The organism is Pseudomonas sp. R3-56 (assembly GCF_051132075.1).
Taxonomy (GTDB): Bacteria; Pseudomonadota; Gammaproteobacteria; order Pseudomonadales; family Pseudomonadaceae; genus Aquipseudomonas.
In genome coordinates this window covers 2,155,979-2,179,987 of sequence record NZ_CP071657.1, presented here as the reverse complement: position 1 = coordinate 2,179,987, position 24,009 = coordinate 2,155,979, and the positions used below count along the sequence as shown (strand labels likewise).

Below are 24,009 nucleotides of genomic sequence, written 5' to 3'. Positions count from 1 at the left end.
ACCGGGTTTCGGTCGGTCAGATCGGCGTCAGGCAACCTTCCTGCAAATGCAGGACGCGGTCCATCTGCCGGGCCAGGTTCATGTCGTGGGTCACCACCAGGAACGCCGTGCGCATCGAGGTGCTGAGTTCCAGCATCAAGTCCTGGATGCCTTGCGCGGTATGGGAGTCGAGGTTGCCGGTCGGCTCGTCGAGCATCACCAGCCCAGGCTTGTTCACCAGGGCCCGGGCAATCGCCACGCGCTGGCGCTCGCCGCCGGACAGCTCGGCCGGCTTGTGCTCCAGACGATGGCCCAGTCCAACCCGCTCCAGCAACGCCGTAGCTCGCTGGCGGGCTTCGGGAATTGCGGTGCGGCCGATCAACAGCGGCATGCAGACGTTTTCCAGCGCGGTGAACTCGGGCAGCAGATGGTGGAACTGATAAACGAAGCCAAGGGAGCGGTTACGCAACAGGCCGCGGGCCTTTTCGTTCAGCGCCGAAAGCTCTTCGCCCGCCAGCCAGACGCTGCCGGCGGTCGGCGTATCGAGGCCACCGAGCAAGTTCAACAAGGTACTTTTGCCCGATCCGGAAGTCCCGACGATCGCCACGCGCTCACCGGGATGCAGCTCCAGTTGCAGGCCCGACAACACCACCACCGATTCCGGGCCTTCCTCGTAGGACTTGCCCAGGTTGCGGCAGCTCAAGATTGCTTTTTCACTCATGCCCGACTCACTCATAACGTAACGCCTCCGCCGGCTGGGTGCGCGCGGCACGCCAGGCTGGATACAGGGTGGCGAGGAAACTCAGGACCAACGCGGCGCCGCAGACCATCAACACGTCATCGGCCTGCAACTGCGAGGGTAGGTAGTCGATGAAGTACACGTCGGCGTTGAGAAACTTGTGCCCGATCAGCCCTTCGAGGGCGGCAATCGCGGCGCTGACATTCAGTGCGGCGAACATCCCGACCAAGGCGCCTACAAACGTGCCGATGACGCCGATGACGGTGCCCTGGACCATGAAGATCCGCATGATCTGCCCCGGCGTGGCGCCGAGGGTGCGCAGGATGGCGATGTCGCCTTTCTTGTCGTTCACCACCATCACCAGCGTGGAAATGATGTTGAACGCCGCCACGGCGACGATCAGCAACAGGAGCAAGCCGATCATGGCTTTTTCCATGCGGATCGCCTGATACAGGTTGCCGTGGGTGCGGGTCCAGTCGCGGGCGTAATAACGGTCTTCGCCGAGCTGCTGGGCGATGTTCCACGCCACGCGCGGCGCCTGGAACAGATCATCGAACTTCAACCGCAGGCCCTGGACCTGATCCGGCTTCCAGCGATGCAGACGCGCGAGATCCTGAAGGTTGGTCACCCCCAGGTAACCGTCCAGCTCGCCGGCGCCGACATGGAAGATGCCGACCACGGTGAAGCGCTTCATGCGCGGGAACATGCCGCCTGGAGTGACAGTGACTTCCGGCGCGACAAACGTCAGCTTGTCGCCGATTGCCACGCCGAGCTTGGTCGCCGCCTTGTCGCCGATCACGATACCGAAGCTGCCCGGCGCGAGGTCGTCGAGTTTGCCCTGCCGCATGAAGTTGTCGATGATCGACACCTGCCGCTCCAGCCCGGGATCGATGCCATTGAGCAAGACCTTGGAGACCTTGCCGTCGTTGGTCAGCAACCCCTGCATCTGGGTGAAAGGCGCAACGGCCAACACCTGCGGGTTCTGCTTGACCTTGGCGGCCAGGCTTGGCCAGTCGCTGATGGCTTCGCCGGTTTCGAGGGTCGCGTGGGGCACCATGCCCAGCACGCGGGTGCGCATTTCATGGTCGAAGCCGTTCATGACCGACAGCACGACGATCATCACGACCACGCCGAGGGCCAGGCCGATGATGGACGTCAGGGAAATGAACGATACGAAATGATTGCGACGCTTTGCACGGGTATAACGCGTGCCGATGAATACGAAGAGAGGTCTGAACATGTCGGGGCTTGTTCGGAGGGAAAAGGAACGTCCTTGTGGCGGGGGTCACAAACCAGCTTTACACTCAGACCACCGCCGCTACCATGGGTTCGCCATGTCGACATTAGATGAAGAAGATCGCCGCGAATACTACCGTATCGAGGACACGATCGCACTGGAAATTCGGCCCCTGTCCATTCCTGAAGCAGCCAGCCAGGAAGTGTTGCAGGATGAGTCCCCACTGTTCAACCTGCTCAGCGAGCTGCACCTGAGCGAGTTCGAATCACAACACCTGTTGCGCCAGATCAGCGAGCGCGAGCGCAGCATCGCGGCCTACCTCAAGGCCATGAACAAACGCATCGACCTGCTCAGCCAGGTCATCGCCGTAACGGTGCTCGGCGAAATCGGCGATCCCCAGCCGGTGATCATTTCCGAAGGCGGCATCGATTTCCAATACCCCAGCGCCATTGCCGTCGGCGCGCACCTTTCGGTCAAGCTGGTGCTGATGCCCCAGGCCCTGGGGCTGTTGTTGCGCGCACGCGTCACCCATTGCGACCCCAAGGGCAACGGTTATGACGTAGGCACCGAGTTTGAGCACCCGACCGACGCCCAGCGCCAATTGCTGGCCCGCTACATCCTGCAGAAGCAGGCGCAGGAACGGCGCCTGGCCCGGGAACTGAACGAATCTGGCATCGATAAGGAATAACCGTGACCCTCATTTATGGCCACCGCGGCGCCAAGGGCGAAGCACCGGAAAACACCCTCACCGGTTTCCAGGAATGCCTCAAGCACGGCGTACGCCGTTGCGAGCTGGACCTGCACCTGTCCATGGACGGCGAGCTGATGGTGATCCATGACCCGACCCTCAAGCGCACCACCGATCGCCGGGGCAAGGTGGTCGAACACACCGCCGCTGAACTGGTGACTTATGACGCGCGCAAGGGTGGCCCGGGCTGGATCAAGCCGTGCCCGATTCCACGCCTGGAAGAGTTGTTCGAGAAGTGTGATTTCGAGCACTGGCAACTGGAGGTGAAAAGCGCCTCACGCACGCGCGCCGCCGCCACCGTGCTGGGTATCCGTGAAATGGCCCAGCGCTTCGGCCTGCTGGACAAGATCACCATCACTTCCAGTTCCCGGGAAGTGCTCAAGGCCGCGCTGGACCTGACTCCGGACATTTCCCGTGGACTGGTCGCCGAATACGCCTGGCTCGACCCGTTGAAGGTCGCCCAGAGCTATGGCTGTGAGATTCTGGCGCTGAACTGGACCCTGTGCACGCCGGAACGCCTGATCAAGGCGCAGCGCCAGGGGCTGCATGTGTCGGTGTGGACGGTCAACGAGCCCGCGCTGATGCGCAGGCTCGCCGACTTTGGCGCTGACAGCCTGATTACAGACTTTCCCGGTTTGGCCACTGCCACCCTCGAGAATTGCTGAAATCGGTCTCCCCGGCCGGCTCAGGCCACCGGCCGGAGCCGCTCAAAAAAGCCGGTTGAGCCCGTCGTAGGCCGCTACCCGATAGGCTTCGGCCATGGTCGGGTAGTTGAACGTGGTGTTGACGAAGTACTTCAACGTGTTCAGCTCGCCCGGCTGGTTCATGATCGCCTGGCCGATGTGGACGATTTCCGAGGCCTGGTAGCCGAAGCAGTGCACGCCCAGCACCTCCAGGGTCTCGCGGTGGAACAGGATTTTCAGCATGCCTTGCGGCTCGCCGGCGATCTGCGCCCGCGCCATGCTCTTGAAGAATGCCTTGCCGACCTCGTACGGCACCTTGGCCTGGGTCAGCTCCTGCTCGTTCTTGCCGATCGAGCTGATCTCCGGAATGGTGTAGATGCCGGTCGGCACGTCATTGACGAAACGCCAGCTGCCGTTGTCGACGATGCTGCCGGCGGCCGAACGGCCCTGGTCGTGGGCGGCACTGGCCAGGCTCGGCCAGCCGATCACGTCACCGGCACCGTAGATGTTCGGCACGCAGGTGCGGTAGTTCTCGTCGACCTCGATCTGGCCCCGGCTGTTGACCTTCACCCCGATGTTTTCCAGACCCAGGGTGTCGGTGTTGCCGGTGCGGCCGTTGCACCAGAGCAAGGCGTCGGCCTTGATCTTCTTGCCGGACTTGAGGTGCAGGATCACACCGTTGTCCACGCCTTCGACGCGCTCGTAATCTTCGTTGTGGCGCACGGTGATGTTGTTGTTGCTGAAGTGGTAGCTCAGGGCCTGGGAAATCTCCGAGTCCAGGAAGCTCAGCAACTGCCCACGGTTGTCCACCAGTTCCACCAGCACGCCCAGGCCGCTGAAGATCGAGGCGTATTCGCAACCGATCACGCCGGCACCGTAGACGATAAGTTTGCGCGGGGTATGCCCCAGGCTCAGGATCGTGTCGCTATCGTAGATACGTGCGTGGTTGAAATCGATGTCCGCCGGGCGATACGGACGCGAGCCGGTGGCGATGATGATGTGCTTGGCCACCAGTTTCTCGACTACGCCATTGCCGCAGACCACTTCGACCGTTTGCTCGTCGGCGAAGCTGCCAGTGCCGAAAAACACGTCCACACGGTTGCGGGCGTAATAGCCGGTACGCGAAGCCACTTGCTTGGAAATCACCTTCTCGGCGCTCTTGAGCACGTCCGGGAAGGAGAACCAGCGCGGCTCGCCGATTGCCCGGAACATCGGGTTGGTGTTGAACTGCATGATCTGCCGGACCGAGTGACGCAAGGCCTTGGACGGGATGGTACCCAAGTGGGTGCAGTTGCCGCCGACCTGCCGACGGCTGTCGACCATCGCCACCTTGCGCCCTGCCTTGGCGGCGTTCATTGCCGCACCTTCCCCCGCCGGGCCGGAACCCAGTACCACCACGTCGTAGTTGTAGACAGCCATGCGTACTCCTCAGAACAGGCCGCGATGCCAACGTTGGCACCGACGGCTAAATCATGCCGGCCGGCGGCATGAAGGAACAATTTGGGACCGGTTCACGCGCCCGGCCACAGTCTATAGAAGCGTCAACGCCGCGCACATTACCCCTTGGTCGCGTCGTAGGCTAGGGGGCGCTCCCCTTTACCTGCGCTATTTCGCCACAGGTAACCTTTCATGGCGCTGTCATGCATATACAAAAACCTGCCTGCATCATCGTGGCGAGGGAGCTTGCTCCCGCTTGAGTGCGAAGCGCTCACAAAAGGGGCCGCTACGCAGCCCAGCGGGAGCAAGCTCCCTCGCCACGGATTCATTGCTGGACGATCTATTGGGTTTTTCCGCCGACCATCCGTTCAAACGCATCGTTTGTGCGTACGACGAAACGCTCCCCATCCCGCAACACAAAAAATACTCCGATGCCGTGCTCCTGGGCATAGTCCCAACCCTCTTCGGGACCGAGAATCAGCAACAGCGTCGATAGTCCATCGGCCAACATCGCTGAAGGATGAATTACCGTGACTGACGCCAGGTTGTGTAGGACCGGCGCCCCGGTGCGCGCATCAAAGGTGTGGGAGTAACGCTTGCCGCCCTGCTCGAAATATTTACGATAGTCGCCCGACGTTGAAACCCCGTAGCCGTTGACCTCGATGACACGCTCAGCCATTTGCCGATCGTTCCGAGGCTCTTCCAGGGCGATGCGCCAGGCCGATCCATCCGGCTTGTGCCCGACAGCCTTGAGCTCCCCGGTGGCTTCGGCCAGGTAGCTGTCGATGCCCAAGGCCTGGAGCTTCGCGGCGATGCGGCCGACGGCATAACCCGCCGCGATGCTGTTGAAATCGACTTCTACCGCGGCGTCCTTGCATAACCGGTCGCCTTCGATCCGCAAGTAGCCATGGCCAACCTGTCGTCGCGCCAGGGCCAGGGCCTCGGCGCTGGGCACCGCCTCTCGCCGGGATTGCGGGCCGAAGCCCCACAGGTTTAGCAAAGGCTCCACCGTCAGATCGAATGCGCCATGGCTTTGCGAAGATAGTTGCTCACCCACCCGGACAAGTTCAAGCACAGGTCCCGGCATGGCCAGGCAACTGCCGCCAGGCAGGGCATTGAAGCGTTCGATTTCCGAATCGCTGCGATAGGTGGAAAACAGCCGATCCACTTCAGCGAGAATTTTTTCCACCTCGGCCTGCACCACGTTCGGACCGGGCGTGGCGGCATGCCTGACGTACTGGACGGAATAACGGCTGCCCATGGTCGGGCCATCGAAGCGTTCCAAGGTATCGCCCCGGCCGCAGCCAGACACAACGCCGGCCAGCATCACAAGCCCAATCCATCGTCCAGTTAACAAATCTTCATCTCCCCACAAAACCACGCCGGCCATTATGGGCTACAGCGCATGCAAAAAAACCCTGTGGGATTGCAGCGCTTTCATACAAGATTGCCAGAGTGAGTACCTACACATGCCTTCCAACACGAGCAACGGCAAGGCGATTTTTCGCGTTGTCAGCGGCAACTTCCTGGAGATGTTCGACTTCATGGTCTACGGCTTCTACGCCACGGCCATCGCCAAGACGTTCTTCCCGACCGACAGTGCCTTCGCCTCGCTGATGCTGTCCCTGGCCACGTTCGGCGCCGGGTTCCTGATGCGTCCGCTGGGCGCGATCTTCCTCGGCGCCTACATCGACCGTCACGGCCGGCGCAAAGGCCTGATCATCACCCTCGCGATGATGGCCGCCGGCACGGTGCTGATCGCCTGTGTACCGGGTTACGCCACGTTGGGCGTGGCGGCGCCGCTGCTGGTATTGCTGGGCCGATTGCTGCAGGGCTTTTCCGCAGGCGTGGAACTCGGTGGGGTCTCGGTGTACCTGGCGGAAATCTCTATGCCGGGGCGCAAGGGCTTTTTTGTCAGTTGGCAGTCCGCCAGCCAACAGGCCGCCGTGGTCTTCGCCGGTCTGCTGGGGGTTGGCCTCAATCACTGGCTGAGCCCGCAGGAAATGGGCGAATGGGGCTGGCGCGTGCCGTTCCTGATCGGTTGCCTGATCGTACCGGTCATTTTTGTAATTCGCCGTTCGCTGGAAGAAACGCCGGAATTCCAGGCGAGAAAACACCGCCCTACCCTGTCGGAAATCGTCCGCTCCATTGGCCAGAACTTCGGCATTGTCCTGGCTGGCATGGCACTGGTGGTGATGACCACGGTGTCGTTCTACCTGATCACGGCCTACACGCCGACATTTGGCAAGGCTGAGCTCAACCTGTCTGACCTGGATGCGCTGCTGGTCACGGTGTGTATCGGCTTGTCGAATTTTTTCTGGCTGCCGGTCATGGGCGCGCTTTCCGACAAGATCGGACGCAAACCCCTGCTGCTGGCTGCGACGATCCTGGCGATCCTGACCGCCTACCCGGCGCTGTCCTGGCTGGTGGCGAACCCCAGCTTCAGCCATTTACTGATCGTCGAGCTGTGGTTGTCGTTCCTGTATGGATCGTACAACGGCGCCATGGTGGTCGCCCTGACGGAAATCATGCCGGTTGAAGTGCGTACTACTGGCTTTTCCCTGGCCTATAGCCTGGCGACGGCAACGTTCGGCGGGTTCACGCCGGCGGCCTGTACTTATCTGATCCATGTGCTGGATAACAAAGCGGCGCCGGGGATCTGGCTCAGTGGTGCGGCGGTGTTGGGGTTGATTGCGACATTGGTACTGTTCAAGGGTAATCGGCATGAGCTGCGCACGGCGCAGGCCTCCGTAGTGGGCGGCGCCTGACAGATCGCCATCGTCGGATCGCCGCCCGGAGCAAGCTCGCTCCCACAGTTGACCGAGTTGTTGCTGATGTATGCGATCCAATGTGGGAGCGAGCTTGCTCGCGATGAGGCCCGCCCAAACACAGCAAAACCCAGACAAAAAAACGCCCCGACAAGTCGGGGCGCTTTCATTTGCAGCTAAGGCTTAGCGCGGGAACGCAGGCGGATTCACATCAGCCATGTCTTCCATTACGCGAACTACCTGGCAGCTGTAGCCGAACTCGTTGTCATACCAGACGTACAGGACAACACGATTGTCCTGGACGATGGTCGCTTCGGCGTCGACAACGCCAGCGTGGCGCGAACCGACGAAGTCAGTGGACACCACTTCCTGCGAGTTGACGAAATCGATCTGCTTGTGCAGGTCGGAGTGCAGCGCCATGTAGCGCAGGTACTCGTTCATCTCTTCACGGGTGGCGGCTTTCTCAAGGTTCAGGTTGAGAATGGCCATCGACACGTTCGGCGTCGGCACACGGATCGCGTTGCCGGTCAGCTTGCCAGCGAGCTCAGGCAAGGCCTTGGCAGCAGCAGTGGCGGCACCGGTTTCGGTGATGACCATGTTCAACGCGGCGCTACGACCACGGCGATCGCCCTTGTGGAAGTTGTCGATCAGGTTCTGGTCGTTGGTGTACGAGTGAACGGTTTCGACGTGACCGTTGATGATGCCGAACTTGTCATTCACGGCTTTGAGCACCGGCACGATGGCGTTGGTGGTGCAGGAAGCGGCAGAGATGATCTTGTCGTCAGCGGTGATTTCGGTGTGGTTGATACCGTGAACGATGTTCTTCAGCTTGCCCTTGCCAGGTGCAGTCAGGACAACGCGGTCGATACCCGGGCAGGCCAGGTGCTGGCCAAGGCCATCGGCATCACGCCATACACCGGTGTTATCCACCAGCAGGGCGTCCTTGATGCCGTACTGGGTGTAGTCCACCTCGGTCGGGTTCTTCGCGTAGATCACCTGGATCAGGTTACCGTTGGCGGTGATGGTGTTGTTTTCTTCGTCGATGGTAATGGTGCCGTTGAAGGAACCATGCACCGAGTCGCGGCGCAGCAGGCTGGCACGCTTGGTCAGGTCGTTCTCGGCGCCCTTGCGCACGACGATGGCGCGCAGGCGCAGGCCGTCGCCACCACCGGTTTTCTCGATCAGGATACGCGCCAGCAGACGGCCGATACGACCGAAGCCGTACAGGACCACGTCGGTACCTTTACGAGCCGAAGCGTTCTGCTGACCAACCACGTCAGCCATTTCTTCGCGCACGAACTGTTCGGCGCTACGGCCATTGGCTTCGTTACGGAATTTGAACGCCAGCTTGCCCAGGTCCACCGAGGCCGCGCCGAGCTTGAGCTCGCTCATCGCCTTGAGCAGGGGGAATGTTTCGTGGACGGAGAGTTCGCTGTCGTCGGAAGAACGGTGGCGAGCAAAGCGGTGGGCCTTGAGGATCGCGATGACAGACTGGTTGATCAGGCTGCGGCCATAGATCGAGCTCACCACGTTGTTATTGCGGTAGAGCTGACCGATGAGAGGGATCATCGCTTCTGCGAGTGCTTCACGATCAATCCATTCACCAAGACACTGGTCGGGCTTCTGAGTCACGGTAACCTTCCACATGTAGGGGCTGAAAAAAGGGGCTACATTATGCCGCCGAGTCATCGGCGGAGCAATGCGCGCCCGTCGCGCCGTGGTTTTGCGTTCCTGCAGCATAGTCCGCGACTGACAGCAGCCCCCTTCCCCCGCTACAATTGTCGACTTTGTCGCAACGCTGGAGCTCAACCTTCCGTGCCCGTTCTGCGTCTTCCGCTTCTCCCTGCCGCGGCAGGTAAACAGCACTGGGGCAACCTGCCCGGTGCCGCCCTGAGCCTGGCCATCGCCGAGGCTGCCAGCGCTGCAAAGCGCTTTACCCTGCTGCTGACCGCCGACAGCCAAAGCGCCGAACGGCTGGAACAGGAGCTGGCTTTCTTCGCCCCGGATTTGCCAGTGCTGCATTTCCCGGACTGGGAAACCCTGCCCTACGACCTTTTTTCGCCGCACCAGGACATCATTTCCCAGCGCATCGCCAGCCTTTACCGGCTGCCGGAGCTCAGTCATGGCGTTTTGGTAGTGCCGATTACCACAGCCCTACATCGCCTGGCGCCGACCCAATTCCTGCTGGGCAGCAGCCTGGTGCTGGACATCGGCCAGAAGCTCGACGTCGAGCAAATGCGCACCCGGCTTGAGGCCAGCGGCTACCGCTACGTCGATACCGTGTACGAGCACGGCGAGTTCACGGTCCGCGGCGCGTTGATAGACCTGTTTCCGATGGGCAGCAAACTGCCCTATCGCATCGACCTGTTCGATGACGAGATCGAGACCTTGCGCACCTTTGATCCGGAAAACCAGCGTTCCATCGACAAAGTGCAGTCGATCCGCCTGTTGCCGGCCAAGGAATTCCCTCTGCAAAAAGACGCGGTGACGCGTTTCAAGGCGCGGTTTCGCGAACGCTTCGACGTGGACTTCCGGCGCTGCCCGATCTTCCAGGACCTCAGCAGCGGCATCACCCCGGCCGGTATCGAGTATTACCTGCCGCTGTTCTTCGAAGAAACCTCCACCCTGTTCGATTACCTGCCCCAGGATACCCAGGTATTTTCCCTGCCCGGCATCGAGCAAGCGGCGGAAAACTTCTGGAATGACGTGCGCAACCGCTACGAAGAGCGGCGTGTCGACCCATCCCGTCCTCTATTGCCGCCCGCCGAGTTGTTCCTGCCGGTTGAAGACTGCTTCGCCCGCCTCAAGAGCTGGCCGCGCGTGGTGGCGAGCCAACAGGATGTGGAAACCGGCGTCGGTCGCGAACGCTTCCCCGCCAGAGCGCTGCCGGACCTGGCGATCGAAGCCAAGGCCACGCAACCGTTGGCGGCCCTGGCCGGTTTCCTCGACCAATTCCCTGGCCGCGTGCTGTTCACCGCCGAGTCCGCCGGCCGTCGCGAAGTATTGCTGGAGCTGCTCGAACGCCTGAAGCTGCGACCGAAGACTGTCGACAGCTGGCCGGATTTCGTCGCCGGCAAGGAGCGCCTGGCAATCACCATCGCGCCGCTCAATGACGGGCTGGTCCTGGATGATCCCGCCCTGGCACTGGTCGCCGAGAGCCCGTTGTTCGGCCAGCGGGTGATGCAGCGTCGCCGTCGCGAGAAGCGCGCAGACGCTGCCAACGACGCGGTCATCAAGAACCTTACCGAGTTGCGCGAGGGCGCGCCGGTGGTGCACATCGACCATGGCGTGGGCCGCTACTTGGGCCTGGCGACCCTGGAGATCGAAAACCAGGTCGCCGAATTCCTCACTCTGCAATACGCCGAGGGCGCCAAACTTTATGTGCCGGTGGCGAACCTGCACCTGATCGCCCGCTACACCGGCAGCGACGATGCGCTGGCGCCGCTGCATCGCCTGGGCTCGGAAACCTGGCAGAAAGCCAAGCGCAAGGCCGCCGAACAGGTGCGCGACGTGGCCGCCGAATTGCTTGACATCTACGCCCGTCGCGCCGCGCGCGAAGGCTACGCGTTCGCCGACCCGAAAGCCGATTACGAAACCTTCAGCGCCGGCTTCCCGTTCGAGGAAACCGTCGACCAGCAGACCACCATCGAAGCCGTGCGCGCCGACATGCTCGCGCCCAAGCCGATGGACCGACTGGTCTGCGGCGACGTCGGCTTCGGCAAGACCGAAGTGGCGATGCGCGCCGCGTTCATCGCCGTGCATGGCGGCAAGCAGGTGGCGATCCTGGTGCCGACCACCCTGCTCGCCCAGCAGCACTACAACAGTTTCCGCGACCGCTTCGCCGACTGGCCGGTGACCGTGGAAGTGATGAGCCGCTTCAAGTCGACCAAGGAAGTGAATGCCGCCGTGGCCGACCTGGCCGAGGGCAAGATCGACATCGTCATCGGCACGCACAAACTGCTCCAGGACGACGTGAAATTCAAAAGCCTCGGGCTGGTGATCATCGACGAAGAACACCGCTTCGGCGTGCGCCAGAAAGAACAACTCAAGGCCCTGCGTAGCGAAGTCGACATCCTGACCCTCACCGCCACGCCGATCCCGCGTACGCTGAACATGGCGGTGTCGGGCATGCGTGACCTGTCGATCATCGCCACTCCGCCGGCCCGCCGCCTGTCGGTGCGTACGTTCGTGATGGAGCAGAACAAAAGCACGGTCAAGGAGGCGCTGCTGCGGGAGTTGCTGCGCGGCGGCCAGGTCTATTACCTGCACAACGACGTGAAGACCATCGAGAAATGTGCCGCCGACCTCGCCGAGCTGGTGCCGGAAGCCCGTATCGGCATCGGCCACGGACAGATGCGCGAGCGCGAACTCGAACAGGTGATGAGCGACTTCTATCACAAGCGCTTCAACGTGCTGATCGCCTCGACCATCATCGAGACCGGCATCGACGTGCCGAGCGCCAACACCATCATCATCGAGCGCGCCGACAAGTTCGGCCTGGCCCAGTTGCACCAGTTGCGCGGCCGGGTCGGCCGCAGCCACCACCAGGCCTATGCCTACCTGCTGACGCCGCCGCGCCAGCAGATCACCCCAGACGCGGAAAAGCGCCTGGAGGCCATCGCCAACACCCAGGACCTCGGCGCCGGCTTCGTGCTGGCCACCAATGACCTGGAAATCCGTGGTGCCGGCGAATTGCTCGGCGACGGCCAGAGCGGCCAGATCCAGGCCGTCGGCTTCACGCTGTACATGGAAATGCTCGAACGCGCGGTCAAGTCGATTCGCAAGGGCGAGCAACCGAACCTCGACCAGCCTCTGGGCGGTGGGCCGGAGATCAATCTGCGGGTGCCGGCACTGATCCCGGAAGACTACCTGCCAGACGTCCATGCGCGGCTGATTCTCTACAAACGCATCGCCTCGGCCACCGACGAGGAAGGCCTGAAAGACTTGCAGGTGGAGATGATCGACCGCTTCGGGCTGCTGCCGGAGCCGACCAAGAACCTGGTGCGCACCACGCTGCTCAAGCTCAAGGCCGAGCAGCTGGGCATCAAGAAAGTCGACGGTGGGCCCAACGGCGGCCGCATCGAATTCGAAGCCCAGACGCCGGTCGATCCGCTGGTATTGATCAAGCTGATCCAGGGCCAGCCCAAACGCTACAAGTTCGAAGGCGCCACGATGTTTAAGTTCATGGTGCCCATGGAACGCCCGGAAGAGCGTTTTAATACCGTGGAGGCGCTGTTCGAGCGCCTCACTCCGACCACTGCTTGAAGGACGCCCAATGCGCCTGTTTCGCTCCTTGACGTTGTTGATGACCCTGGTCGCCCCCCTGGCCTTCGCCGACGACCTGTATCAGGTGGAAATGATCCTGGTTCGCCAGAATGCCGAGCCGGCGATTCTCAGTCGCGCCGCGCCGGAAGACTGGGACGCCGGCGCACAACGCCTGCCCCCGGACAGCCAGCGCACGCCAGCATTGGGCAATATCGTCGAAAAACTCAACGCCAGCGGCCAATACAGCGTACTGATGCACAAGGCCTGGCAACAGAACCTGGGCGAACAGGGCAGCAAGGTCGCCGTCAGCGACGGCACCGAACAGTTCGGCCAGTTTCCCATCGAGGGCACCCTGGAGCTGAAACTGGGCCGCTTTACCGACGTCGACGCCGACTTCTGGGTCAACCAGATCGACGCCAATGGCCTGGTCACCGCCAGCGAACGTCTCAAGCAACAGAGCCACACCAAGAACGGCCAGCTGAATTTCCTCGATAACGGTCACCTCGGCCTGCTGATCAAGATCACCTCGCTGACCGCGCCCGCGCCACGGCAGGCGCCCGAAGCGATTCCGGACTGACCGGCGCGCCTATGCCCTCGCCCCTGAGCAAACCCCTGGCACCCTCCTGGGTCAATCGATTCAAGGAACAAAGCCTGGAGCGCGGACGCCGATACGCGCTGGAAAATCGCGTCAGGATCGTCGAGACCGGAGACAGCACCATCATCGCCAGTTGCGAAGGCTCTGGCGGCAGCGTCTATCGTCAGACCATTCGCCTCAAGGAGTCAGCCAAGGGCACGCTGATCCTGCTCGAAGCGGCCTGCTCCTGCCCGGTGCGCATCAACTGCAAACATTGCGCGGCGGTCTTGTTGCAGGTCCAGGAAACCCTGGCCTACCCAGCCGCCGAGAAAGACGCGCATCTGCTGGAAAAACTCCAGACCGTGCTCGACAACCGCAGCCCCAAGGCCCCGCCGCAGGTGCTCGTGGACAACGTGCAACCGGTGCCGCGCCTGTGGCTGGCGAGTATCGAGTTCAGCGCCTTCGAGCCGCGCAACGGCAAGATGCAGCGCTACATCCAGCACCGCGCAGCCCTGTCCTTCAGCTATCTGGACGAATACGTCAGCGGCCAGCGCAACACCGACGTACTGATTCGCCAGGAAACCCAGACGCTGCGAATCAAACGCCAGACCGATGTGGAACAGTCCTACCGCGAACAACTGCGGATCCTCGGTTTCAAGGTCGCCACCCGGCAAAGCAAGGCGCTGCCGGAAAGCGCCGGCGAGCTTTATGAGATGGTCAACGACAGTGCCTGGTTGACCTTTACCCTCAATGACCTGCCAAAACTGCGCAACCAAGGCTGGGAGCTGCAGATCGACGAAGACTTCGGCTTCGACCTGACGGCTGTGGACGAGTGGTACGCCAGCGTCGAGGAAACTCCGGAGCGAGACTGGTTTGATCTGGAACTGGGGATCATCGTCAACGGCGAGCGCTTGAGCCTGCTGCCGATCCTGCTGAACCTGATGCGCTCGCACATCGAGCTGTTCAACCCGGAACGCCTGGCCCGGCGCCGCGACGACGAACTCATCCTGGTCAACCTGCCGCACCGTCCCAATTCGGAATTCGGCCCGCAGCAAGTCGCCCTGCCCTATGGACGCTTGAAGCCGGTGCTGGCGACCCTTGGCGAGTTTTACCTGCAAGAACCCGGCACCAGCAAACTGCGCCTGAACAGCGCGGACGCCCTGCGCCTGAACCCACTGCAAGACATGCCGCTGCGCTGGGAAGGGGGCGAACACATCCGTGGCCTGGCCCAGCGGCTGCGCGACATCAAGGACTACACCGCGGCGGCACCGGAAGGCTTGAACGCAACGCTGCGGCCCTATCAGCTCGAAGGCCTGAGCTGGATGCAATCGCTACGACAACTGGAGGTTGGCGGCATTCTCGCGGATGACATGGGCCTGGGCAAAACCCTACAGACCCTGGCGCACATTCTCAGCGAAAAGAACGCCGGCCGCCTCGACAGGCCGTGCATGGTGGTGATGCCGACGAGCCTGATTCCCAACTGGCTCGATGAAGCCAGCCACTTCACCCCGCAGCTCAAGGTATTGGCCCTGTACGGTGCCGGACGCAAGAAACATTTCGAGCGGTTGGCCGATTACGACCTGATCCTGACCACCTATGCATTGCTGCCCAAGGATGTCGAGCGCCTTAAAGCGCAACCGCTGCACGTATTGATCCTGGATGAAGCCCAGTACATCAAGAACCCCACCAGCAAGGCCGCCCAGGCCGCCCGTGAGCTCGATGCCCGGCAGCGGTTGTGCCTGTCCGGGACACCGCTGGAAAACCACCTGGGTGAATTGTGGTCGCTGTTTCATTTCCTGTTGCCGGGCTGGCTCGGCGACATCAAGGATTTCAACCGCGACTACCGCGTGCCGATCGAAAAACGCGGGAGCGCCGTACGATTGCAGCACCTTAACGGTCGGATAAAACCGTTTCTGCTGCGCAGGACCAAGGAACAGGTCGCAACCGAATTGCCGCCCAAGACCGAGATCATCCATTGGGTCGAACTCAGCGACGCCCAACGGGATGTCTATGAAACCATGCGCCTGGCGATGGACAAGAAGGTGCGTGACGAAATCACCCGCAAAGGCGTGGCGCGCAGCCAGATCATCATCCTCGAGGCGCTGCTCAAGCTGCGCCAGGTGTGCTGCGACCTGCGCCTGATCAGCGACGCCGCCCTGCCAGCCCGCGGCAGTGCTTCGGGCAAGCTCGACAGCCTGATGGAGATGCTCGAGGAGTTGTTTGAAGAAGGTCGGCGGGTGCTGCTGTTTTCCCAGTTCACGTCCATGCTGGCGCTGATCGAAGACGAACTGAAAAAGCGCGGTGTGGAATACGCCATCCTGACCGGCCAGACCCGGGACCGACGCACGCCTGTGAAGGAATTCCAGAGCGGCAAGCGTCAGATCTTCCTGATCAGCCTGAAGGCCGGCGGCGTGGGTCTGAACCTGACGGAAGCGGACACGGTGATTCACTACGACCCGTGGTGGAACCCGGCCACCGAAAACCAGGCGACCGACCGCGCTTATCGCATCGGCCAGGAAAAGCCGGTGTTCGTCTACAAGCTGATAGCCCGGGGAACAGTGGAAGAAAAGATCCAACTGCTGCAGAAGGAAAAGTCCGATCTCGCGGCCGGCGTGCTGGATGGGCGCGTGGCCGGGGACTGGAAACTGCAGAACGAAGACATCGAGGCGTTGTTCGCACCGCTGCCGGATAAGCTGGAGAAGCGCTGAGGTTCGTTTATGCCTGTGGGAGCGAGCCCGCTCGCGATAGCTACTTCACAGCCGCCCTCGTAACAACGGATAACCGCTTCGCGAGCAGGCTCGCTCCCACCCTGTGTCAAGATGACCGGATCAGCCTGCCGCCAACACCCGCGCCAGGGTCGACTTCACCTTCCCCATCCCGTCATGCAGCGCCTGCTCGATCTCGGCCATGGTGATCACCGCCGTGGATTTGCCTGCCGCCGGATTGACCACCAGGGCGAGGCACGCATAGTCCAAATCCAGCTCACGAGCCAACGCCGCTTCCGGCATGCCCGTCATGCCGACGATGTCGCAGCCATCGCGTTCCAGGCGGGCGATTTCAGCCACCGTTTCCAGGCGCGGCCCCTGCGTGCAGGCATAGACGCCGTGGCTGCTGTAGCCGCAGCCCTCGGCGGCCAGGGCGGCAATCAACTTCTGGCGCAGCGTCTCCGCGTAGGGATAGCTGAAATCGATATGGGTAACCGCTTCCAGCTCATCGGCAAAATACGTGTGCTGGCGGCCACTGGTGTAATCAATCAACTGATGGGGCACGCAAAAATGTCCGGTGCCCATCGCCGCGTGGATCCCGCCCACGGCGTTGACCGCCAGGATCGCCTCGGCACCCGCCTGCTTCAGGGCCCAGAGATTGGCGCGATAGTTGACCTGGTGCGGCGGAAAACGATGAGGATGGCCATGACGGGCCAGGAACAGCACCTCACGCCCGGCATACTCGCCAATCTGCACGTCGGCCGATGGCGCGCCATAGGGCGTTTCCACCGCCAGGGATTGGCGAATGGTCAGGCCTTCCAGCTGGGTCAGGCCAGTGCCGCCGATAATTGCGTAAACGGTCATAACAAACGTCCTTAATCGATCAGTTGGGCAGCTTTTAATGCGCCGATCGCTGTCAGCCAGCGTGGATCCTGGCGATACTCGGTACTGGCGAAGGCTTGGCCACGCATGCGGGCGATCCGCGCCGACGGCTTGATCTTCAAGCGTTGGGCGGCGCTCAATGCCAACTCTGCAGCAGCGCGGTCGTTGCACACCAACCCCATGTCGCAACCGGCGGTCAATGCGGCCTCGATACGACTCGCGGCATCACCCACCACATGGGCACCGGCCATTGACAGGTCATCACTGAAGATCACCCCGTCGAACTGCAACTCGCCCCGCAGGATGTCCTGCAGCCAACGTCGGGAAAACCCGGCCGGGCTGGCATCGACCTGCGGATAGATCACATGGGCCGGCATCACGGCGGCAAGCTGCTTGCTCAGCCTGGCAAACGGCAGCAGATCGTTGGCGCGGATCTGTTCCAGGCTGCGCTCATCATTGGGAATGGCCACATGGGAATCCGCCTCGGCCCAGCCGTGGCCCGGGAAATGCTTGCCTGTGGCGGCCATTCCCGCGGCGTTCATGCCCCGGATAAAGGCACCGGCCAGCAACGCGGCGCGTTCGGGATCGCCCTCGAATGAACGACTGCCGACGACGGCGCTGCGCTGATAGTCGAGATCCAGCACCGGGGCGAAACTCAGATCGAGGCCGACCGCCAGCACCTCGGCGGCCATGATCCAGCCGCATTGTTCGGCCAGGTATTCGGCATTCGGGTTATCGGCAATGGCCCGCATCGCCGGCAGACGCACGAACCCTTGGCGCAGGCGCTGGACACGCCCGCCCTCCTGATCGACCGCCAGCAACAGGTCGGGACGAATGGCGCGGATCGCCGCACTCAGCTCGCGCACCTGGCGCGGATGCTCGATGTTACGAGCGAAGATGATCAAGCCGCCCACTTCGGGCTGACGCAACAGATGGCGATCCTCGGCCGTCAGCCAGGTACCGGCGACGTCCACCATCAACGAGCCTTGCAGGCCAGCAGTCATAGCAATTCCTTAATAACGATGGATGCGCACGGCGACGCATGCACGATGACGCCGCCAGGCTCCAGGCCTGGCAGGTCGCGCATCGGCGATGAAATTTGATACGAACTCAAAGGGAGAATCGGCATGGGCGGCTAGCTTAGCGGATGTAAGCAGCCGCGCCCACCCGTGACCTTACGCCTTGGCGAGCGCCGGGGCGGTTTTGCTGCGAGGACGCAGTTGCGCTGCGGCCATTGCCTCATCGGTGACGCCGCTTTCGGCACGCATGCCGGCGGCCAGGAATGGCACCATCAGACGCATAACCTGTTCGATGGATGTATTCACGCCGAAATCGGTTTCGGCGATGGCCCGTAGCGCCTTGATCCCAGACATGCTGAACGCAGCGGCGCCAAGCATGAAGTGCACGCGCCAGAACAATTCGATCGGTGGTATGCGTGGCGCGGCTTCATTGACCAGCAGCATGTAGCGACGGAACACCTTGCCGTACATGTCTTCCAGATAACGCCGCAGGTGACCCTGGCTTTGACTGAAGGCCAGGCCCAAAAGGCGCATGAAGATGGAAAGATCATTGCCGCTGCGTGGCTGGACCACGAGGGCCTGCTCGACCAGGATCTCGAGCAGCTCTTCCAGGGTGGGCTTGACGTCAGGCTTGGCCTGACGACGCTCCAGTTCACGGTCGAGACTGATACAGAACGGCCCGAGGAAACGCGAGAAAACCGCCTGGATCAACGCTTTCTTGGAACCGAAGTGATAGTTCACCGCAGCCAGGTTTACCCCGGCCTTGCTGGTGATCAGACGCAAAGAGGTTTCGGCAAAACCTTTTTCCGCGAACAACTGCTCGGCAGCATCGAGAATGCGTTCAACGGTTTCCGACTGGGCCATGGCTACTCCGCCTGACAAACACTTGTTTGAAACATACGTTTCAGCCCTGGGCTTGTCAAGCCTGCCGGGACGTTTTGCGAACGCTCGGTCAGCTATTTAACCACACCTTCATCCGGGCTGTAGCCCTGCCCTTCATAGCGGCCGAAACGACCGTCGAGCGGCGCACGAAAAAAGGGGCATTGCCAAGCGGCTCGCACTGTATATAATCCCAGTCACTGTATAAAAAGACAGAGCGATCAATATGCTAAAGCTGACGCCACGCCAAGCAGAGATTCTGGCCTTCATCAAACGTTGCCTCGAAGACAATGGCTACCCGCCGACCCGTGCGGAAATCGCCCAGGAACTGGGCTTCAAGTCGCCCAACGCGGCGGAAGAACACCTCAAGGCATTGGCCCGCAAGGGCGCGATTGAGATGACGCCCGGTGCCTCGCGAGGCATTCGCATCCCGGGCTTCGAAGCCAAGGCTGACGAAACCACGTTGCCAATCATCGGCCGTGTCGCCGCTGGCGCCCCAATCCTCGCCCAGCAGCACGTTGAGGAATCCTGCAACATCAACCCTTCGTTCTTCCACCCGCGGGCTGATTACCTTCTTCGCGTGCACGGTATGAGCATGAAGGATATCGGCATTTTCGACGGCGATCTGCTGGCTGTCCACACCACCCGCGAGGCTCGCAACGGGCAGATCGTGGTGGCGCGCATCGGCGACGAAGTCACCGTCAAGCGGTTCAAGCGCGATGGCAGCAAGGTCTGGCTGATAGCCGAAAATCCCGAGTTCGCCCCCATCGAAGTGGACCTGAAAGATCAGGACCTGGTCATCGAAGGCTTGAGTGTCGGCGTCATTCGCCGCTAAAGGAGGCTTTATGCAATTCCCCCACACACCACAGCACACGCAACTTCCGCTGTTCGAGGCATTCATGGCCCAACCGCTGGTTCCAGTCCTGAAAGAGGTCATCGAATCGCCTTGGGGCGTCGAACCCGAGGCCTTCAGTGAATTGTCGTTGCGTGGTGCGGCCGGGAATTGCCTGAACCTGCTGGCACCTATTCTGCGGGAGTTGAGCCAGGACCAGGACGCTCGGTGGCTGACGCTAATCGCGCCACCCGCCAGCGTTACCCAGGCCTGGTTGCGGGATGCCGGTCTCAATCGCGAGCGGATCCTGTTATTGCAACCGCGCGGCACACAGAGCGCCCAACAATTGACGTGCGAAGCGTTGCGCCTGGGTCGCAGTCATACGGTGGTCAGCTGGCTCAACCCCCTGACCGCGACAGCTCGCCAACAGTTGATCAGCGCCGCACGCACCGGGGACGCACAAAGCCTGAATATTCGATTGGGCTAAGACAAACGCAGGGCTTCTCCAGGGCAGAGAAGCCAGAACAGCTACCAGATCTCCGAAGTTGCCGAACGGGATCAATGAAGAACCCGTGGCCCCTCTTCCTTGTTGAATTCGCCTTCAACCAGGCGGCCGGCCATCTGGACACCCACGCTCAGCATCGCCTTGGCGACCTCAACGTGTTGACCTTGCAGGAATACCTTGGCGTCCTCAGAGAAGTTCAGGGTAACCAAAGACCCCTCGTCTTCGGCCCGGCGCAGCTCGATGCGACCATCAGGAAGCTCGACAATTTCTAGAAAGGACGTAGGCATAAAACTCTGTTCTCCACGAAAGGCGGGGATTATATAGTCATCGGCCAGGCTTCGCTCGTGATCTTGACCAAGCGTCGTTAGCGAACGTTACGGGACGAACTGAACTCAGCACTCGTTCAACCCTTCGCGAAAGCGAATGGCCAGGTTCTTGAGATTCTGCCGCCAGCTCTCCAACTCTTCCCGATTCAGCTCTTGCTCTGGCTCTTCTTCGTCAAGATTGACCGCCACGATCAGCGGCTGGGTCACGTCGCCCTTGGGCTTGCGCGGAACCCGTGGTGGCTGGAACAGCGCCTGGTGGGCCGCCAGCAATCTGGCCAGCCAAGTTTCCGGGTTCTGCGCCAGCTCGACCATTTCGGCCAGCTCCGGAATTGCGATGGTTTCCAGCACCTCACGAGTCAACACCAGCTCGGCCCGTGACGCATTCGCCTGGGGCAAGCGATAAAAACCGGCGATTTCGTGGCACAGGCCCAACAACGCACCGTACAGATGAAACAACGCTGATTCGCGCCCCGCCTGGACCAGTGCCGGGGAATTCATTGCACGCCCATCCTCCGCCCGCGCAAGCGCTTCAAGCGAAAGGCCGGCGAAATAGATTTTCTGATTGGTGCGGGTATAGAGTTCGTGGGCCATGGCGGCATCTCCCCAACGAAATAAAAGCGTCACGCAGGTGCGATAGTGTCGTGGATCAACCGAGGCCACTGCAAGCCAAAAACAGCAAGGCCGCATGAAAACCTATAGGTTGTCATGCGGCCTTTTTTGCCTGAAGTGCAGGAGGACGACCACGTCGGCGAATGAGAGCAAGCTTCTTCGCCATCAAGGCCCTTACGCCATCCCGATCAGCGCTTGTCTTCGACGGTCCACTTACCGCCGTCGTAAAACGCCTTCCAACCGGTAGGCTTGCCGTCAACCTCGGTCTGCACGTATTGCTCTTTGGTCTTGCGGCTGTAGCGAATCACCGCCGGGCGGCCGTCCGGGTCTTTCTGCGGTGCGTCGCAAAGGAAGTGATACTTCGGATCGATTTCGTCCTTGTGCGGGACAATCTCCATCACCAACGGCGCACGGGTTTCACGGTTTTTCGGGAACTGGCTCGCCGCCAGGAACAGGCCAGAAGCACCGTCGCGCAAGATGTAGGTGTCATTGACCTTCTCGCACTTGAGCTCGGGCATCTTCACCGGGTCCATTTTTGGCGGTGCCGCATCGCCGCTCTTGAGTAGCTTGCGGGTGTTCTTGCAGGTCGGGTTCGTACAACCGAAGAACTTGCCGAAACGCCCGGTCTTCAGCTGCATCTCGCTGCCGCACTTGTCGCATTCCAGACTCGGGCCTTCATAGCCCTTGATGCGGTAGCTGCCCTCTTCGATCTCGTAACCGGCGCAATCGGGGTTGTTACCGCAGATGTGCAGCTTACGCTTTTCATCCAGCAGATAGGCGTCCATCGCCGTGCTGCAGATTGGGCAACGATGCTTGCCGCGCAGCACCAGGGATTCCGATTCACCTTCGTCGTCCGCGGCGATTTCATCACCTGGCACCAGATTGACCGTTGCCTTGCAGCGTTCCTTTGGCGGCAGGCTGTAGCCCGAGCATCCGAGGAAAACACCGGTCGAAGCCGTGCGGATCTGCATCGGTCGGCCGCAGGTCAGGCACGGAATATCCGTCATCACCGGCTGGTTGGCACGCATGCCGCTGTCAGGGCTTTCGGCTACTTCGAGTTTTTTCTTGAAGTCACCGTAGAACTCGTCGAGCACGTTTTTCCAGTCCCGCTCACCCTGGGCCACGTCATCGAGGTTCTCTTCCATGCCGGCGGTGAAGCCGTAGTCCATCAGGCTCGAGAAGCTCTCGGACAGGCGCTCGGTCACGATGTCGCCCATCTTCTCCGAATAGAAACGACGGTTGTGCAGCGCCACGTAGCCGCGATCCTGGATCGTCGAAATGATAGCCGCATAAGTCGAAGGGCGACCGATGCCACGCTTTTCCATTTCCTTGACCAGACTGGCTTCCGAATACCGCGCCGGCGGCTTGGTGAAGTGCTGGGTCGGATCCAGCTTGAGCAGTTTCATCACGTCGCCCTGGGCCATGTCAGGCAGGACGTCGTCATCCCCCGGCTTGGTGATCTGCGGCATGACACGGGTGTAGCCGTCGAATTTCAGAATACGGCCCTTGGCACGCAGCTCGAAGTCGCCAGCACCGACGCTGACGGTGGTCGACAGGTATTGGGCCGGCAGCATCTGGCAAGCCAGGAACTGGCGCCAGATCAGCTCGTAGAGACGCTCGGCATCGCGCTCCATGCCAGACAGCTTGCTTGGCGTGGTGTTGGCGTCGGATGGGCGAATCGCTTCGTGAGCTTCCTGGGCGCCTTCCTTGCTGCTGTAGGCGTTTGGCGTTTCCGGCAGGTATTTCTTGCCGAACTCACTTTCTATATAAGTGCGCGCCATCGCCACGGCATCGACCGAGAGGTTGGTCGAGTCGGTACGCATGTAGGTGATGTAGCCCGCTTCGTACAGACGCTGGGCCATCATCATGGTTTTTTTCACGCCGAAGCCCAGGCGGTTACTCGCGGCCTGCTGCAGCGTGGACGTGATGAACGGCGCCGAAGGCTTGCTGCTGGTGGGCTTGTCTTCACGCTTGACGATGCTGTAGCTAGAAGCCTTGAGCTTCTCCAGCGCGGCCATGGCCTGCGCTTCATTGAGCGGCTTGAAGGCCTCGCCTTTCTCGCGGGCCACTTCGAAGCGCACGGTGGCGCCCTTGGCGGTACCCAGATCAGCGTGGACTTCCCAATATTCTTCAGGGATGAACGCGCGGATTTCCCGCTCGCGCTCCACTACCAGCTTCACCGCGACCGATTGCACACGTCCGGCGGATAGGCCGCGAGCGATCTTGGCCCACAGCAATGGCGAGACCATGTAGCCCACCACGCGGTCAAGGAAACGTCGCGCCTGTTGGGCGTTGACCCGATCGATATCCAGCTCGCCCGGCTGGGAGAAGGCTTCCTGGATGGCCTTCTTGGTGATTTCGTTGAACACCACACGCTTGTAGCGGCTGTCATCACCACCGATGGCTTCGCGCAGGTGCCAGGCAATGGCTTCCCCTTCGCGGTCCAAGTCCGTCGCGAGATAGATGGTGTCGGCATCCTTGGCGAGCCGGCGCAGCTCTTCGATGACCTTTTCCTTGCCCGGGAGGATCTCGTACTTGGCTTTCCAGCCGTGTTCCGGATCAACCCCCATGCGCGAGACCAACTGCTTGCGCGCCTTTTCCTTCGGCGACAACGCTGGCGCTTCGCCGGCGGCAGCCTTGCCGCGCTTGGCAGCAGGCTCTTTGCTGGCGCTAGCCGAACCGCTGGTGGGCAGGTCTCGGATATGGCCGATACTCGACTTCACCACGTATTGGTTACCCAGATACTTGTTGATGGTCTTGGCCTTAGCCGGGGATTCCACAATGACCAGCGATTTGCCCATGGATCAGAAAATTCCTGAATT

General features: G+C 61.4%; 19 protein-coding genes. 8 read left to right on the top strand and 11 right to left on the bottom strand.

Features of this window, described 5'->3' with window-relative positions; genetic code table 11:
- Window positions 1-16 precede the first annotated feature (16 nt).
- On the bottom strand, window positions 17-700 hold the full coding sequence (gene lolD / locus J3P96_RS09915; RefSeq protein WP_162843734.1) for a lipoprotein-releasing ABC transporter ATP-binding protein LolD: 684 nt from the start codon (window positions 698-700) through the stop codon (window positions 17-19).
- A gap of 7 nt (window positions 701-707) precedes the next feature.
- Entirely contained in the window at window positions 708-1,958 is a 1,251-nt protein-coding gene (locus J3P96_RS09910; RefSeq protein ID WP_434656746.1) for a lipoprotein-releasing ABC transporter permease subunit, read from the bottom strand.
- A 94-nt stretch (window positions 1,959-2,052) separates the two neighbouring features.
- Here J3P96_RS09910 and J3P96_RS09905 point away from each other — a divergent pair, with 94 nt between their 5' ends.
- Window positions 2,053-2,643, top strand: a complete 591-nt coding sequence (locus J3P96_RS09905) for a PilZ domain-containing protein (RefSeq protein ID WP_305500019.1) — start codon at window positions 2,053-2,055, stop codon at window positions 2,641-2,643.
- Window positions 2,644-2,645: 2 nt separating this feature from the next.
- Window positions 2,646-3,368, top strand: a complete 723-nt coding sequence (locus J3P96_RS09900; protein WP_003199672.1) for a glycerophosphodiester phosphodiesterase — start codon at window positions 2,646-2,648, stop codon at window positions 3,366-3,368.
- A 42-nt stretch (window positions 3,369-3,410) separates the two neighbouring features.
- Here the strand turns inward: J3P96_RS09900 and sthA are convergent, their stop codons facing one another.
- The gene (sthA, locus tag J3P96_RS09895; protein ID WP_245142796.1) at window positions 3,411-4,805 is read right to left on the bottom strand and encodes a Si-specific NAD(P)(+) transhydrogenase; all 1,395 of its coding nucleotides are present in this window, start codon (window positions 4,803-4,805) and stop codon (window positions 3,411-3,413) included.
- Between the two features lie 358 nt (window positions 4,806-5,163).
- The gene (locus J3P96_RS09890) at window positions 5,164-6,150 is read right to left on the bottom strand and encodes an FAD:protein FMN transferase (RefSeq protein WP_434656744.1); all 987 of its coding nucleotides are present in this window, start codon (window positions 6,148-6,150) and stop codon (window positions 5,164-5,166) included.
- Window positions 6,151-6,292: 142 nt separating this feature from the next.
- Between J3P96_RS09890 and J3P96_RS09885 the strand changes: the two genes are divergently transcribed.
- Window positions 6,293-7,591 (top strand): MFS transporter, encoded by a 1,299-nt coding sequence (locus tag J3P96_RS09885; RefSeq protein WP_434656743.1) that lies wholly within the window; start codon window positions 6,293-6,295, stop codon window positions 7,589-7,591.
- 183 nt (window positions 7,592-7,774) lie between these two features.
- On the opposite strand, the gene J3P96_RS09880 is transcribed toward J3P96_RS09885, so the two are convergent.
- Window positions 7,775-9,238: a glyceraldehyde-3-phosphate dehydrogenase gene (locus tag J3P96_RS09880; protein ID WP_305500011.1), complete on the bottom strand. Its 1,464-nt coding sequence runs from the start codon at window positions 9,236-9,238 to the stop codon at window positions 7,775-7,777.
- A gap of 168 nt (window positions 9,239-9,406) precedes the next feature.
- Here J3P96_RS09880 and mfd point away from each other — a divergent pair, with 168 nt between their 5' ends.
- Genes mfd through J3P96_RS09865 form a run of 3 tightly spaced genes read left to right on the top strand, consistent with a single transcriptional unit; the run spans window position 9,407 to window position 16,138 of the window.
- The gene (gene mfd, locus J3P96_RS09875; protein ID WP_434629756.1) at window positions 9,407-12,856 is read left to right on the top strand and encodes a transcription-repair coupling factor; all 3,450 of its coding nucleotides are present in this window, start codon (window positions 9,407-9,409) and stop codon (window positions 12,854-12,856) included.
- A gap of 10 nt (window positions 12,857-12,866) precedes the next feature.
- Window positions 12,867-13,433, top strand: coding sequence for a CsiV family protein (locus tag J3P96_RS09870; protein ID WP_434656742.1), 567 nt, complete (start codon window positions 12,867-12,869; stop codon window positions 13,431-13,433).
- An 11-nt stretch (window positions 13,434-13,444) separates the two neighbouring features.
- Window positions 13,445-16,138 (top strand): DEAD/DEAH box helicase, encoded by a 2,694-nt coding sequence (locus J3P96_RS09865; protein WP_434573034.1) that lies wholly within the window; start codon window positions 13,445-13,447, stop codon window positions 16,136-16,138.
- Window positions 16,139-16,258: 120 nt separating this feature from the next.
- Here the strand turns inward: J3P96_RS09865 and J3P96_RS09860 are convergent, their stop codons facing one another.
- The 3 genes from J3P96_RS09860 to J3P96_RS09850 form a co-directional block, all read right to left on the bottom strand.
- Complete coding sequence (locus J3P96_RS09860; protein WP_434656740.1) at window positions 16,259-16,999, bottom strand: S-methyl-5'-thioinosine phosphorylase; 741 nt, start codon at window positions 16,997-16,999, stop codon at window positions 16,259-16,261.
- Window positions 17,000-17,010: 11 nt separating this feature from the next.
- The gene (gene nagZ, locus J3P96_RS09855; protein WP_434656739.1) at window positions 17,011-18,021 is read right to left on the bottom strand and encodes a beta-N-acetylhexosaminidase; all 1,011 of its coding nucleotides are present in this window, start codon (window positions 18,019-18,021) and stop codon (window positions 17,011-17,013) included.
- Window positions 18,022-18,192: 171 nt separating this feature from the next.
- On the bottom strand, window positions 18,193-18,900 hold the full coding sequence (locus tag J3P96_RS09850; RefSeq protein WP_434573029.1) for a TetR family transcriptional regulator: 708 nt from the start codon (window positions 18,898-18,900) through the stop codon (window positions 18,193-18,195).
- Between the two features lie 241 nt (window positions 18,901-19,141).
- On the opposite strand from J3P96_RS09850, the gene lexA reads away from it, so the two are divergent.
- Both lexA and sulA read left to right on the top strand, forming a co-directional pair.
- Window positions 19,142-19,750: a transcriptional repressor LexA gene (lexA, locus tag J3P96_RS09845; protein ID WP_186609823.1), complete on the top strand. Its 609-nt coding sequence runs from the start codon at window positions 19,142-19,144 to the stop codon at window positions 19,748-19,750.
- A gap of 10 nt (window positions 19,751-19,760) precedes the next feature.
- The gene (gene sulA / locus J3P96_RS09840) at window positions 19,761-20,234 is read left to right on the top strand and encodes an SOS-induced cell division inhibitor SulA (protein WP_003199648.1); all 474 of its coding nucleotides are present in this window, start codon (window positions 19,761-19,763) and stop codon (window positions 20,232-20,234) included.
- Between the two features lie 71 nt (window positions 20,235-20,305).
- On the opposite strand, the gene J3P96_RS09835 is transcribed toward sulA, so the two are convergent.
- The 3 genes from J3P96_RS09835 to topA all read right to left on the bottom strand — a co-directional run bounded on the left by J3P96_RS09835 (window position 20,306) and on the right by topA (window position 23,988).
- On the bottom strand, window positions 20,306-20,539 hold the full coding sequence (locus J3P96_RS09835) for a hypothetical protein (protein WP_003183419.1): 234 nt from the start codon (window positions 20,537-20,539) through the stop codon (window positions 20,306-20,308).
- 105 nt (window positions 20,540-20,644) lie between these two features.
- Window positions 20,645-21,169, bottom strand: coding sequence for a DUF6586 family protein (locus J3P96_RS09830; RefSeq protein WP_434656738.1), 525 nt, complete (start codon window positions 21,167-21,169; stop codon window positions 20,645-20,647).
- Between the two features lie 206 nt (window positions 21,170-21,375).
- The gene (topA, locus tag J3P96_RS09825) at window positions 21,376-23,988 is read right to left on the bottom strand and encodes a type I DNA topoisomerase (protein WP_434656735.1); all 2,613 of its coding nucleotides are present in this window, start codon (window positions 23,986-23,988) and stop codon (window positions 21,376-21,378) included.
- Between the last annotated feature and the right edge of the window lie 21 nt (window positions 23,989-24,009).